Annotated in this window: 13 protein-coding genes and 1 pseudogene; 11 read left to right on the top strand and 3 right to left on the bottom strand. The window is 65.7% G+C overall.

Features of this window, described 5'->3' with window-relative positions; genetic code table 11:
• The 3 genes and pseudogenes from WAW85_RS01365 to WAW85_RS01355 form a co-directional block, all read left to right on the top strand.
• Positions 1-1,083: pseudogene (locus WAW85_RS01365) on the top strand (phospho-sugar mutase); the annotation flags it as partial.
• 58 nt (positions 1,084-1,141) lie between these two features.
• A complete protein-coding gene (deoD, locus tag WAW85_RS01360) occupies positions 1,142-1,870 on the top strand; it encodes a purine-nucleoside phosphorylase (RefSeq protein ID WP_422557868.1) in 729 nt (242 codons plus the stop codon).
• Entirely contained in the window at positions 1,867-3,369 is a 1,503-nt protein-coding gene (locus tag WAW85_RS01355) for an MFS transporter (protein WP_422557867.1), read from the top strand. Before deoD ends, WAW85_RS01355 begins: the two co-directional genes overlap by 4 nt.
• A gap of 130 nt (positions 3,370-3,499) precedes the next feature.
• Here WAW85_RS01355 and hisN read toward each other — a convergent pair whose 3' ends face one another.
• Positions 3,500-4,273 (bottom strand): histidinol-phosphatase, encoded by a 774-nt coding sequence (hisN, locus tag WAW85_RS01350; protein WP_422557866.1) that lies wholly within the window; start codon positions 4,271-4,273, stop codon positions 3,500-3,502.
• Between the two features lie 20 nt (positions 4,274-4,293).
• On the opposite strand from hisN, the gene WAW85_RS01345 reads away from it, so the two are divergent.
• From WAW85_RS01345 to WAW85_RS01310, 8 genes are all read left to right on the top strand, one after another.
• The gene (locus WAW85_RS01345) at positions 4,294-4,644 is read left to right on the top strand and encodes a hypothetical protein (RefSeq protein WP_422557865.1); all 351 of its coding nucleotides are present in this window, start codon (positions 4,294-4,296) and stop codon (positions 4,642-4,644) included.
• 30 nt (positions 4,645-4,674) lie between these two features.
• Positions 4,675-5,796: a peptide chain release factor 2 gene (gene prfB / locus WAW85_RS01340; RefSeq protein WP_422557864.1), complete on the top strand. Its 1,122-nt coding sequence runs from the start codon at positions 4,675-4,677 to the stop codon at positions 5,794-5,796.
• The gene (locus tag WAW85_RS01335; protein WP_422557863.1) at positions 5,783-6,712 is read left to right on the top strand and encodes a mechanosensitive ion channel family protein; all 930 of its coding nucleotides are present in this window, start codon (positions 5,783-5,785) and stop codon (positions 6,710-6,712) included. Before prfB ends, WAW85_RS01335 begins: the two co-directional genes overlap by 14 nt.
• Positions 6,709-7,197 (top strand): hypothetical protein, encoded by a 489-nt coding sequence (locus WAW85_RS01330; RefSeq protein ID WP_422557862.1) that lies wholly within the window; start codon positions 6,709-6,711, stop codon positions 7,195-7,197. Before WAW85_RS01335 ends, WAW85_RS01330 begins: the two co-directional genes overlap by 4 nt.
• Before the next feature lie 72 nt (positions 7,198-7,269).
• Positions 7,270-7,956: a cell division ATP-binding protein FtsE gene (gene ftsE / locus WAW85_RS01325; protein WP_422557861.1), complete on the top strand. Its 687-nt coding sequence runs from the start codon at positions 7,270-7,272 to the stop codon at positions 7,954-7,956.
• 9 nt (positions 7,957-7,965) lie between these two features.
• The gene (gene ftsX, locus WAW85_RS01320) at positions 7,966-8,871 is read left to right on the top strand and encodes a permease-like cell division protein FtsX (RefSeq protein WP_422557860.1); all 906 of its coding nucleotides are present in this window, start codon (positions 7,966-7,968) and stop codon (positions 8,869-8,871) included.
• 34 nt (positions 8,872-8,905) lie between these two features.
• Positions 8,906-9,379 carry an SsrA-binding protein SmpB gene (smpB, locus tag WAW85_RS01315; protein ID WP_422557859.1) on the top strand — a complete coding sequence of 158 codons (474 nt, stop codon included), beginning with the start codon at positions 8,906-8,908 and terminating at the stop codon, positions 9,377-9,379.
• Positions 9,376-10,155, top strand: a complete 780-nt coding sequence (locus WAW85_RS01310) for an alpha-galactosidase (RefSeq protein ID WP_422557858.1) — start codon at positions 9,376-9,378, stop codon at positions 10,153-10,155. Before smpB ends, WAW85_RS01310 begins: the two co-directional genes overlap by 4 nt.
• 4 nt (positions 10,156-10,159) lie before the next feature.
• Here WAW85_RS01310 and WAW85_RS01305 read toward each other — a convergent pair whose 3' ends face one another.
• Together WAW85_RS01305 and WAW85_RS01300 are read right to left on the bottom strand one after the other, a co-directional pair.
• Positions 10,160-11,542 (bottom strand): neocarzinostatin apoprotein domain-containing protein, encoded by a 1,383-nt coding sequence (locus tag WAW85_RS01305; RefSeq protein WP_422557857.1) that lies wholly within the window; start codon positions 11,540-11,542, stop codon positions 10,160-10,162.
• 190 nt (positions 11,543-11,732) lie between these two features.
• A complete protein-coding gene (locus tag WAW85_RS01300; RefSeq protein ID WP_422557869.1) occupies positions 11,733-12,971 on the bottom strand; it encodes an arginine deiminase in 1,239 nt (412 codons plus the stop codon).
• Between the last annotated feature and the right edge of the window lie 941 nt (positions 12,972-13,912).

The following is a 13,912-nucleotide window of genomic DNA, read 5'->3' as shown; positions in this document are numbered from 1 at the left end:
GCCGATGAGGTGCCGCTGTCCGATGACCGCATCGTCGCCGCGCCGCAATCGGTCGTCGCCGGCTACATCGCACGGATGGCCGCACACCGCGACAACTCCACGGAGTCGTCGGTGACCGTCGTGCTGACGCCGATGCACGGCGTCGGCGGCGCGACGGCGATGCAGGTGCTCCACGATGCTGGCATTCCCGACGTACATCCGGTACCCAAGCAGTTCGATCCGGACCCGAACTTTCCGACCGTCTCGTTCCCAAATCCGGAGGAGCCGGGCGCATTGGACCTATCGCTGGAGTTGGCCGCCGAATCCGGCGCCGACGTGGTGATCGCGCTCGACCCGGACGCCGACCGCTGCTCCATGGCGATCCCGCAGCCCGGCGGCGGCTGGCGGCAGTTGACCGGCGATGAAATCGGCGCGCTCCTGGGCGACCAAGCCGCCCACGACGACTCCCGCTCCGGCGATACCCTCGCGTGCTCGATCGTGTCGAGCCGGCTGCTGGGCAAGATCGCTGAAGCCAGCGGACTCAAGGCCGCGGCGACACTGACCGGCTTCAAGTGGATCGCCCGCACGCCGGGCATCCGCTTCGGCTACGAGGAGGCCATCGGCTATTGCGCCGACCCGGATGCCGTGCACGACAAGGACGGCGTCGGTGCCGCCGTACGCGTGGTGACTCTGGTGGAAGGGCTTGCCGCACAGGGGAAGACGGTGCAGGACAAGCTCGACGACCTTGCCCGCGAGCACGGACTGTATGCCACCAGCCAGCTCTCGTTCAGGGTCTCGGATCTGGCGTTGATCGCCGCCGCGATGGCGACGCTGCGGGCCACACCGCCCACGGCGCTGATCGGCTCGCCCGTCGTCGAGTACGCGGATCTGGCCGAGGGCTATCGCGGACTACCGCCGACGGACGGGCTGCTGCTGCTCACCGAGGCGGACGACCGCGTGATCATCCGGCCGTCGGGCACCGAACCCAAACTCAAGTGCTACCTCGAATCTGTGCTGCCGGTCACCGGCGAGGTTCCGCGGGCCGCGGCCGCCGAGCGAATCGCGGCGATCAAAGCCGAACTGACCGCGCTCCTGGGCTTCTAGCCTCGTTCCCGACTGCTGTCGAACACCGCCCACCTCAGAACAGAACGGAGGCCCGCTGATGGCCACCAACTCGACCCCGCACATCGACCCGAAGGGCGCGCCGATCGCCGAGACGATCCTGCTCCCGGGCGACCCGCTCCGCGCCAAGTTCATCGCCGAGACCTACCTGGACGATCCGGTCTGCTTCAACGAAGTCCGCAATATGCTCGGCTTCACCGGCACCTATCGGGGCAAACCGGTGTCGGTGATGGGCACCGGTATGGGTATTCCGTCGATTTCGCTGTACTCCTACGAGCTGATCCACTTCTTCGGTGTGAAGAACCTGATTCGGGTGGGCAGTTGCGGCACCGTGCAGCCGCATATCGATACCTACGACGTCGTGATCGCCCAGGGCGCCTCGCATGACTCGGCCTATATGGAGCAGTACGGCCTGACCGGCACGTACGCGCCGTTGTCGTCGTGGCGGCTGCTCTCGGCCGCGGCGAGGGTGGCCAGCGAGCGGGGGGTCACCCATCATGTGGGCAACGTGTTCTCCTCGGACATCTTTTACAACGCGGACGCCGACCACAACACCGACTGGGGCAAGATGGGCATTCTGGCCATTGAGATGGAGTCGGCCGGTTTGTTCGCCAACGCTGCCCACGCCACCCACCACCTCGGCTATCCGGTGGACGCGCTGGGCATTTTCACTGTCAGTGACAACATCCTCAAGGGCACCAAGACCACCCCGCAGGAGCGGCAGACGGCGTTCACCACGATGATCGAGATCGCCTTGGAGATCGCGTGAATACTCCGGCGCAGACCGGGGTGAAGCAGCCCTGGTGGAGGTTCTCGCCGCCGTTGAACGACCACGGACTGGCGGCTAACCCGAAGCAAGGCATCCCGGTGCTGCTGTTCCTGTTCGTCTTCGCGCTGGTGATGGACAACGGTTTCAAACTGATGACTGACACCATCAGTCGCAGCCTGGACATCAGTCTGAACACGGCGAGTCTGCAAGCGACGATTCCGGGCATCATCATCGGGGTCGGCGCGGTGGTCTACGCCGCACTGGCCGACTCGTTCCCGATTCGCCGCCTGATGATCATCGCGGTAATCCTGATGAGCATCGGCTCGGTCGTTGGCGTCGTCTTGCAAGGCAGTTTCGGCGGGGTGCTGACCGGCCGCATCATCCAGACCGCTGGACTTGCCGCCGCCGAAACGCTGTACGTCATCTGGGCGACCAAACACTTCAGCGGCGACGAGCAGAAACGCTATCTGGGCTTCTCGACGGCGGCATTCCAAGCGTCGATGCTGTTCGGCGCGCTCGGCGCAGGTTTCATCGCCGGCATCGGATGGCAGATCTTCTTCCTCATCAACCTCATCGCGCTGCTCGCGATTCCGTTCATCATCAAATACGTTCCGGCTGAGGAAGTCGGCCACGGCAAACTCGACATCGTCGGCTTGTTCCTGATCGCCGTGTTCGCCGCCACCTTGGTGATGTTCATGCAGGACTTCAACTGGTGGTATTTGCTCCCGGCGGTGGCCGGCATGGTGCTCTTTGTCCGGCACGTGAAACGCTCGCCGAACGCACTGATCACCCCGGCATTCTTCGCCGACAAGAGATACTCGTTGATTCTGGTCGTCGTCTTCCTGACGTACCTGGTGCAGCTCGGCTATCAGGTCCTGTTCCCCGCCCTGGTGCAGGATGTGTACGGCGGCAACCTGGCGCACTCGTCCTGGCTGATGGCGCCCGGCTACGTGGTCGCGATCCTCGTCGGCGTTTTCACCGGCAACATCGCCAAATTCCTGCCCTCCAAGCCGGCGATCATCATTGCCATCGTGCTGGTGGCGGTCGGGTTGATCATCGGCGCATTGGCCGTCGGTGGCTGGAAAGGCTGGTACGTCATCTCGATGATGTGCTTCGGGTCGGGCTTTGCACTGATGTACGCGCCCTTGCTGTCCACCGCGGTGCGTGACGTGCCCAGTGAGAAGACCGGTATCGCCATCGGCTTCTACAACCTGGTGATCAATATGGCGGTCCCGATCGGTATCGCCGTCGGTACCCGATTGCAGGCGGCGAATCTAGGTTTAACCGGGTTCATCGGGCAGAGCACCGAGGCTTCACCGTGTGCTGGCGACGGCTGCACGGCGGCGGCCTCGCAGACCTCGTTCGGTTCGGCGCTGCTGATTCTGGCGGTGATCGCGATCCTCGCGCTCGTGCTCTATCTGGTCTTCATTCGCATACTCGAGGCCGCCGACGCCCGCGCCGGCCACGTCCCGCCAGCCGACGCCCCCGCCGTTCACTAGAGGTGCTGGTCGAGTCGGGTCTCAGCTAGCGCCTCGCCCCGGCTCAACCAGCGGGCCATTGCGTCCCGGTCCGACCGCTGAGCCGGACGCACAAAGTACGTCCGCGTCGAAGCACGCCCTCCGTCGACGATCAGCGGAGGCGGATGAGGACCTCGTCGTGCAGCAGGCCATTGGTGGCCACCGCGCTGCCGCCGGCCGGACCGGGGGAGCCGTCGAGCGCCGTGAAGCGCCCGCCCGCCTCGCGAACCAGGACGTCGAGCGGGGCCAGATCCCACAGTGAAACCTCCGGCTCGGCGGCGATGTCCACCGCACCCTCGGCCACCAGGCAGTAGTTCCAGAAGTCGCCGTATCCGCGGACCCGCCAGACGGTGTCGGTGAGGTCGACGAAGCGGTCGCGGAGGTTGCGATCGGCCCAGCCGGACAGGCTGGAGAAGGCCAGGGACGACGATCCGAGGTCGGCCACCTTCGAGACCGACAACGGACGCGGCTGCGCATCGCCCTCGCGGACAAAGGCACCGTGACCGGTCGCCGCCCACCAGCGGCGGCCGAGTGCCGGAGCGCTCACCACGCCGACCACCGGGACGCCGTCGACAAGCAGGGCGATTAACGTCGCCCACACCGGAACGCCGCGCACGAAGTTCTTGGTGCCATCGATCGGATCGATGATCCACTGGCGGCCGCTGAGCGCGGCGTCACCACCGAACTCTTCGCCGAGCACGGCATCGCCGGGACGGGCATTGGCAAGCAGTGCGCGGAGTAGTCGTTCGCACGCCAGATCGGCGTCGGTCACCGGAGTCAGATCGGGCTTGGCGTCGACCCGCAGATCCAGCGCGCCGAACCGGGCGAGCGTCAGGTCGTCCGCGGAGTCGGCGAGTTCCAAAGCGAGAGACAGATCGGGCTCCATGATCGCTTAGGGTAGACCGTATGCCGACCTGGATCACCGTCGTGTTCATCCTGCTGATCGTCGCCACGCTGGCGTCGTTCCTGATCGGGCGCAGCCGCAGCGGGGTCCGGGGCGGCGCGGCCGCCGGTTACGAGAGTGGGAGCTTCACGGTCACCGGCGTCAGCGGGCGCGGCGACGCAGACAAGAACGGGGCCGCCTACTGCACTGTCTCGGGCACCATCATCGGTGCTGCGACGGCGCCCACGGAGGTGTACGGAACGTTGGTGCTCGGCACCGGCGACGCCGATCCGGTCATCGGCCAGGAGCTCCCAGTGATCTACAAGCCGGGGAAGAAGGCGACCACCTGGCGTTTTGGCACCTTGGGAGCGTGAAGTCGCCGCGGGTCGGTAGGCTGACCCGTTGTGCACCCCGATGTCTCCGCTGACCTGGAAGCCCTGAACGCCACCCTCACCACAGTTGAGAAGGTGGTGGACCTCGGCGAACTCCGCAGCCGCATCGCGGAGCTGGAAATGCAAGCCTCCGATCCGGAGTTGTGGAACGACCAGGATCATGCCCAACAGGTCACCAGCCGCCTCTCGCACGCACAGTCTGAACTGCGGCGCGTCTCGGGACTGCGCAGCCGACTCGACGATCTGCCGGTCCTCTACGAGTTCGTCGAGATGGAGGAGGGGGCGGCCGGTGAGCAGGCCCAGGCCGACGCCGACGCCGAGCGGGTCGCATTGCGCGCCGACATCGAGGCGATGGAAGTCAAGACGATGCTGGCCGGCGAGTACGACTCACGGGAAGCCGTGGTCAACATTCGCTCCGGCGCCGGTGGCGTCGACGCCGCCGACTGGGCCCAGATGCTGATGCGCATGTACGTGCGCTGGGCCGAGCAGCATGGCCACCCGGTCGAGGTGTACGACACCAGCTACGCCGAAGAAGCAGGCATCAAGTCGGCCACCTTTGTGGTGAAGGCGCCGTACATGTACGGCACGCTATCGGTGGAACAGGGCACCCACCGACTAGTGCGGATCAGCCCGTTCGACAACCAGGGCCGCCGCCAGACCTCCTTCGCCGAGGTCGAGGTGCTGCCGGTGGTGGAGACCACCGACCACATCGACATCGATGAGAACGAGGTCAAGGTCGACGTCTACCGCTCGTCGGGTCCGGGCGGCCAGTCGGTGAACACCACCGACTCGGCGGTGCGGTTGACGCACCTGCCGACCGGCATCGTCGTGACCTGTCAGAACGAGAAGAGTCAGCTGCAGAACAAGGCCTCCGCCATGCGAGTGCTGGCCGCGAAACTACTCGAGCGCAAACGCAAGGAGGAGCGTGCGCAATTGGACGCCCTCAAATCCGACACCGGCGCCAGCTGGGGTAACCAGATGCGGTCGTATGTGCTGCACCCGTACCAAATGGTGAAGGATCTACGGACCGGCGTCGAAGGTAATAATCCGACGCAGGTGCTCGACGGTGACCTCGACGAGTTCATCGAAGCAGGTATCCGCTGGCGGATGGGCGACGACGATGAGTCGGCCTGATCCGGCGGGGGTCGCCCACATCAGTACGACCCTCGGCTTACCGGAATGGGTCGCCTACCTTGAGCAGGTGCTGGCCACCAAAGGGCTCGCGATGGTGCTCTGGGTGGTCGGCGGCATTCTCCTCTCGCGCTTCATCCGCTGGATCGCCGACCGCTACGAAGGTCGCGTCGACCGCAAGTTTCAGCACTCCGATGCGATTGTCCGGACCGAGGATGCGAAGCATCGTCGTGCCCTGGTCGACGTCGTGGCGTGGTCGCTGATCGTCATCATCAGCATCATTGTCTTTCTGCAGGTGATGAGCCTGATGGGCATCAGTACGTCCAGCTTGGTCGGCCCGACGGCGGTGATCGGCGCTGCGCTCGGTTTCGGCGCCCAGCGCGTGGTGCAAGACGTCCTGGCCGGCTTCTTCGTGGTGGCCGAACGCCAGTACGGGTACGGCGACCTCGTCTGCCTGCAGGTGGGTTCGGCGGCCACCGCCGAGGGCCCCGTTGAGGATGTCACCCTGCGCGTGACCAAATTGCGTACCAGTGACGGCGAAATGATCACCGTACCCAACGGTCAGGTGGTGAAGGTGAACAATCTGTCCCGCGAATGGGCGCGCTCGGTGGTCGACGTCCCGGTGCCCGCTGACGCCGACGTCGGCCGGGCGACCGACGTATTGCGGGAGGTGGGCAAGGACTTCTTCGACGATCCGGCCTGGCACAAGCTGATGCTGTCGGCACCCGAACCGCTCGGCGTCACCGGTATGGAACTCGATTCGGTGACCATCCGCATGGTGGCCCGCACGTTGCCGGGCAAGCAGTTCGAGATTGGCCGCGCCCTGCGCGTGCGGATCGTGCAGGGGCTGGCGAACAACGGCATCATCACCACATCGGCGCCGGTCTCGCCGAACGGCAATCGGGATGCACACGCATGAGTGAGCCCGAGGTGACCGCGCAGCGGTCGACGTCCGAGGAGAAGCCCACCGAAGACCACGCGCCGAACGTGGACGGCACACCGCGCACCCCCGGCCGCTGGCGGCGCCGGTGGCAGCGGATCAGCCACATCTATCGCACCCGCGTCCGGACCACGACAGTGCTGCTCGTGGTCGTCTGGGTCGCCAGCCTGATCCTGTACCTATTCTCGGCTAACCACTACGGAACGCTGCCGAATGCCACCGACCAGCAAGAACGTCCGGTGGTGACCTCCAGCACTATCGAGCACCCCGAGGCGGTGGCGCCGAGCACGACGGGATCGGTGCCTGCCACCGGCAGCGAGTCGCAACTCCACTCCGGGAATGAGTCGAGCAGCCCGACGTCGTCGCCGGAATCGACCCCCAGCCGCGGTGCCACGGCAGGTACCGGTTCGCCGGGCGCGACGGTAGCGCCGACGGGTGCGCCGACCACGTCGCCCACCCGGTGATCGACGGGCAGGCACCACGCGCGGGGCGGTCCCTGAGCCGTTCTCTCAGCCTGCGTCATTAGACTCTCCGATGTGATCAAGCTGTCCGAGGTGACGATGCAATACCCGAAATCGACCCGGCCCGCCCTGTCCGAGCTCACGATGGAGATCGACAAGGGTGAGTTCGCGTTCCTGATCGGACCATCCGGGTCGGGCAAGTCGACCTTCTTCCGGCTCCTCCTCAAAGAGGATCGGCCGACCTCCGGGGAGGTGTGGGTGGGCGACTTTCATGTGAACACGCTGCGCGGCCGGCAGGTGCCGAAGCTGCGCCAGTCCATTGGCTGCGTCTTCCAGGACTTCCGCCTGCTGGAGAAGAAGAATGTCGCCGACAATGTGGCTTTTGCACTCCAGGTGATCGGCAAGCCGGCCAGCACCATCCGCCAGGCGGTGCCCGAGGTGCTCGACTACGTGGGACTGTCCGGCAAAGCCGACCGTATGCCGCGCGAGCTGTCCGGCGGGGAGAAGCAGCGCGTCGCAATCGCCCGCGCCATCGTCAACCGTCCGGCGGTGCTCCTGGCCGACGAACCGACCGGCAACCTCGATCCGCAGACATCCGAAGAGATCGTTGAGGTGATCGACCGCGTCAATCGGCGCGGCACCACGGTGGTGATGGCCACTCACGACCGCCATATCGTCGACTCCATGCGTCGACGAGTGCTGGAATTCGACAACGGCGAGCTCGTCCGCAATGACGAGACTGGCGTCTACGGAATCGGATAGGGGCGGACTGTGCGACTCAACTTCATTCTGAGCGAGGTGTGGACCGGTTTCCGGCGGAACCTCACGATGACGCTCGCCATGATTCTGACTACCGCGGTGACCCTCGGCATGCTCGGCGGCGGTCTGCTGGTGATCCAGATGGCCGAGAAGAGTCAGAAGATCTTCCTCGACCGCGTCGAGATGCAGTTTTTCATCACCTCGGCCGTCACCGAGGTCGACCCGAACTGCTCGGCCGACCCTTGTCAGCAGGTCAAGCGGGACCTGGAGGGGACGCCAGGCGTGGCGTCGGTCACCTACGTCTCCCAGCAGCAGGCCTACGAGGCGGGTAAGGCAGCGTGGGAGGAGAGTTCGCCGGAAGTCGCCGAATTCATCCGCCCGGATCCATATCAGGCGGCGCTGCGCGTCCGCATGTCTGACCAGAACCAGTTCGGGCCGGTCCTCGACAAGTTCGAGCGGGCCCCCGGGATCGACGGCGTGCTCGATCAGCGGGATCTGGTGAAACGTATCTTCGCGGTCCTCGACGGGGCCCGGAACGCCGCCTTCGTTGTCGCCGCCGTGCTGGCGGTCGCCGCGATCCTCTTGATTGTGAACACGGTGCAGATAGCCGCGTACACGCGCCGCACCGAAGTGTCGATCATGCGCTTGGTGGGCGCGACGAGGTGGTTCACGCAGTTGCCGTTCCTGCTGGAGGCAGTGCTGGCAGCGGTCATCGGCGCGGTCCTAGCGATCGGCGGATTGTTCCTCGCCCGCATCTACTTCTTCGACAAAGCGCTCGGCGACCTCTACGGTGTGAACATCTTGGCGCGCATCACCACGGCCGACGTCTTGTACGTCTCACCGTGGCTATTGTTGGGCGGCGTGGTGCTCGCGGGCATCACCGCCTACGGCACGTTGCGCGTCTACGTACGCGAGTGAACACCAGATAAGCACGAAGCGAAGGAGGTCCTCGGTGCCCAGGGAGAAGGGCCGGTCGGTGATCGCCACCAACCGGAAAGCGCGGCATAATTTCGCCATACTCGAGACGTTCGAGACGGGCATCGTGCTGCAGGGCACCGAGGTCAAGGCGTTGCGGCAAGGTAAAGCGTCGTTGGTTGACGCTTTCGCGACCGTCGAAGACGGCGAGATCTGGCTGCATGCCCTGCATATCGCCGAGTACGGTCAGGGTTCCTGGACCAACCACCCGGTGCGCCGCAAGCGCAAGCTGCTGCTGCACCGTCAGGAGATTGACCAGTTGATCGGCAAAATGCAGGACGGCAACCTCACCTTGGTGCCGCTGGACATGCACTTCACCGACGGCTACGCCAAGGTAGAATTGGCCCTGGCCCGCGGCAAGCAGGCGCATGACAAGCGCCGTGATATCGCTGAACGCACCGCCAAGCGGGAGGTTGAGCGGGAGATCGGCCGCCGCGTGAAGGGAATGTGAGCAGCGGTCGCGGCGTGACGCGCTGGGCTGGCCGGTCGCTTGTCGTCGGCTGCGTGGTACTGGCGACGGCGTGCAGCGCCCCGGAGCCAAAGCAGGCAAACGACGAGCCGCCGCAGCTGGGCTGGCTGTTGCCGCCGACCGACGGTGTCTGTCGGACCGTCGACGAGGTGCGTCGGACGGCGGACAGGTTGGTCGCGAGCGGGTTGGCCGAGGCTGGCTACCGCACGGTCTTCGTTGTCTGTGACGACGCGCGTCAGCTGGATCTGGAGCCGACTGACCGCACCGCTTTGGAGGCGGCCCGAATCGCGTTGGCGGTGATCGGCCGCGCCGATCGACGAGTGACGCAGACGCTTGGCGCCCAGCTGCCGGCGACCGACTTGCAGCGAGGTATGACGCAGGCGGCCATCGCCGCGGACCCGATTATTGTGGCGGGGGACAGTAGGGTCCTGCTGTCGCCGGAGCAGCGAGCTGTGCTTACCAATCACGCGGTGCTTGCGGTCGTCCTCGACCGGCGCCGGGTCCCGGGCGGGTCGGTCGGCGGAGGTGGCGCGGTGGCGGCCCGCGCGATCGGGGAGAAGGGGATCGTCGTGTCGCTGATCAATGCGGCCGGCGCACCGCATCGGATCACGGTGGCGATCGCCGATCTGAACCTGGCGGGGGATGATTCGGTACCGGCGACTGAGCTGTGGACCGGCGTGCGGCAGGTCGCCGTGGACGGGGAGCTCGGCGCGGACTTGCCTGCGGGCGGCAGCGCCCTGCTGCGTGTCGGTCGCTGACCGGTTACGGCTGCGCCCGGCGGCGCTTGTCGCGGGCGAACCAGCCGAGAATGCCGAAGCCGACCAGGGCGGCGATGCCAGCGACGACGTACCACCATGACGTCCACGCACTGCGCTTAGCAGCGTCAGCCTGTGCCTGCAGTTGTTCCTCGGAGGGGCCTGCCGGGGGCATTCGGTTCTCGATCTCTTGGAACATGCCCTCGTGCTGGGCCGGATCGAAGAAGGCGTTGGTGCTGACCGAGAACTTGGTTTCCGAGACGGCGTCGGTGCGATCGGTGGTCAGCCGCACCGTGTAGGGGCCGATGGGTTGATCGAAGTTTGACATCAGTAGCACCGAGGCGTTGCCGTGCTCGTCGGCACGCACCCACGGCTGGGCGGAGAACTCGCCGGGGCCGTCGACCTCGATCCGGTACAGATCCAGCGGTTGTGCGCCGGTGATGTTGATGCGTGCGGAGTCGGCTTGCGCAATGCTCTCGGCCTCGAGGCTGAGCTTGGTCAGGTCGGAGCCGTCGAACACCAGCGGTGCCCAGGCATCGTGGCCCCGCACGATCGAGAGTTCGGGCAACGGATTGTTCCTGGTGCGTGGTTCGGTGCCCGACCGGTTGTCCTGCGCCGCGGGCGCGGTGACCGGGTAGGCGGCGATGAAGCAGTCGGTCCGCAGGCAGTTGGTGTCTTTGATCTTCGGGGACACTTTGATCGACGTGGTGAACGAGCCCTGCGCATCGGTGGTCACCGGGATCGGGTCCGACTGCAGTGTGGGTCGGCCGTTCTCGGGGCGGACGATCGTCTGAACCACGTTCACCGGAGTGGCTGCCGGGAAGTGTCGACCGGTGACGGTCACCGCAGTGCCCTCTTGGAGTCCGGACGCGGGTTCCAGGGTCAGTTCCGGGCGGACGCCGCGCGCATTCGGATCGGTGTCGTTGCCGTTGGGGGTGTCGCCGAAGGTGATTGGCGCGGAGGCATCCAGGCTGCGGTCGAGGATCGCACCCGGCAGGGTGCCCGAGACGGTCGCGATATAGCAGCCTGTGACCGCGCAATTGATATGACCGAAGCGTTGGAGCACCGTCAGCGTAGTGGTGAACTTGCCGGTGCGGTCGGCGGTGACGCGCTTCTTACCGTGATGAATGAGGGGGATCCCACGCGCGATCGGGACGCGAATCGTCTCCACGAGAAACAGTGGCGCGCCCGCGCGGTACCCGCTACCGGAGACGGTGACGACCGAGCCGTGGTGCAAGCCGGTCGACGGGGTCACGGTCAGCGCGGGACGGGCGACCGGTTCAGCGGCGGCGGTACCCGGGACGCACAGGGCGGTGATCAGCGTGAGGATCGCGAGGATCGCGGGGACGACGTACCGGCCGTTCGATCCGGCCGGTGCTTCCGGGCCCATCAACGTCACTCCTTACCAAGGCACGCGGAAGTGCCCGTAGTGACCAGGATACGGGTAGGCTCGGCCAACTACACAGTCGGCGGCTAGCCGCAGCGAACGCTGGCGCGAATCGTGGGTTTGGTGGCGCGAAACGACAGTCCGGTCGTGCCGGTCGATCGAGAACCGGTATAGGTACCGCGCGGCCGCGGCCCTAGTACGTGACGGGGTCGCGCAGCAGGGGGCCGGTCATGCAGTGGCCACCGCCGCGGCCGCGGCCGAGTTCGGCACCGTTGATGGTGTACACCGTGATCCCGGCGGCGGTCAGCAACTCGTTGGTCACGGTGTTGCGGTCGTAGGCGAAAACCTCCCCGGGACGGAGGGCGACGACATTGTTTGCGCTGTCCCATTGCTGGCGCTCGGTCGAATAGCGGTCACCGCCGGTGTTGACGACGCGAAACCGGTCCAGACCGAGGGCGCGGGGAATCACCTCGAGCAGTGGGTCGCTCTCGGCGGTGACATGCAGACCGCGGCTGGTGCCGGGGCGCAGGGTGAACGGGCGGATAGCGTCGACGATTTCGCGGTAGACGGTCACCACGTCTCGGTCGGCAAAGGTGAGGACGGTGTCCAGATGCATGGCAGCGCGCAGCCGCGGCATGCCTGCCACGATCACCTGGTCGGCTTGTCCGGCCGCGAAGAGATTCGCGGCGACCTGGGTGATCGCCTGGTGCGAGGTGCGCTCGCTCATTCCGATGATGACGACGCCGTTGCCGACGACGATCACGTCGCCGCCCTCGACGGTGGCCGCACCCCAGTCCTGCTCCGGGTCGCCGAACACGATCTGGTTGCGCACTGGCGCGAACGCGGGATGGTAGGTGTAGACGGCCTTCATCAGGAGCGTCTCTTCTTTGCGGGCCGGCCAGTACAGCGGGTTGAGCGTGAGCGCGTCGTTGATCCACGTCGTGGTGTCCCGCGTGTAGAGCATGTTCGGCAGTGGCGGCATTAGGTACACCCCGGGCCGCGACTCCTCCAGGGTCACCGCGCGCGCCGAGGACGGCAGGTCTGCTGCTGCCAGACCGCCGACGAGACATTCGGCGAGGCCATTGTCGTCGAGCCCCTCGAGGTAGCCGCGGGCGTCGTCCATCAGCAGCAGGCCGACGTCGTTCGGGGTGACCCGACGGTCCAGGATCCAGTCGCGGGCACCCGGCACGGCCAGCGTCTCGGTGAGGATGCGGTGCAGTTCGAGCACTTCGACGCCCTCGGCTTCGAGGTGTGCGACGAATTCGCGGTGGTCCTCGCGGGCCCGGTCGACCCAGAGGACGTCGTCGAACAGCAGATCGTGGCTGTTGCTCGGCGTCAGCCGGTGGTGGGCGAGACCCGGGGCGCAGACAAGTACGCGGCGCAACTGGCCAACCTCGGAGTAGACGCCGAAGTTCGGGTGTGGATTCTCGATCGGAGTCATGTGCTCAGTCTGGGCGATCAGCGCCGGCAGTGGCTCAAGAATTGGACAAGGCCGGCGACATCTGTTCAATGTCCCGGCCTCTGGATCAAGCAGCAGACGTAGAACAGCTCTGCGCGATCTTGTTTCCAAGACTAACAGACGCCGGACGAGAACACCTATTCGATATGACGAGCGCCACGGTGTTGATGTTGATGGTGAGGACGGCCGCGAGGCTCGGCGCCGACGAGTTCTTAGGTAATTCACAGGTGGTCGGGCCACACCCCGGCTGGGCTGGCAATAGCGAGGTCGTTCGGCGGCTGACTGAACACCCTCGGGTGGATCGGTGAGCTGCGACCCAGCGCAGATCCGTCAGGTCCCCTAAAGTGGTGTCGTCCGAACGTACGACATTCGACGAGAGGAACCAGATATGTTCGATCAGCAATTGTGGTCCATCCTGCAAGACAACCCGGCCGTGCTCGAAGCATTGCTCAACATCTTCTCCGGCACTGTCTGAGCTGACTCTGTGTGAACCGTCGCGCCCACTGCGGAAGGTCCGTGCAGTAACCGGGATGATTTTCTGCGGTGGGCGCGTTATTATGAATAGTCCACCGCGTGACGATCGCAGATCAGGCGGCGGGCACTACCTCGGGGCTGATCGGTTTCGACTACGTACATCGAGGTAGGGGAAGCGTGTCGGTGCAGGCTAGAGACCACCGTAAGCGTCGCAGCAACCAATTAAGCGCCGATTCCAATCAGCGCGACTACGCCCTCGCTGCCTAAGCACCGAGGCTAGTCTGTCGGCCCGGGTGGTGTTCCCGCACCCGGATGCCGGCATCAGCTAGGGGACTTACCGTCGTCGCCGGTCGCGGACGACGACGGGACAACAAACAGCGACTGGGATCGTCATCCGGGCTTGTTCGTGGGACCCGGAGATCCAAGTAGAGACACAGCGG

The organism is Gordonia sp. (in: high G+C Gram-positive bacteria), from assembly GCF_049299075.1.
In the GTDB taxonomy this organism is placed as follows: Bacteria; Actinomycetota; Actinomycetes; order Mycobacteriales; family Mycobacteriaceae; genus Gordonia.
Note: the sequence above shows the minus strand (reverse complement) of the source record. Positions and strands in the feature narration are given on the sequence as shown.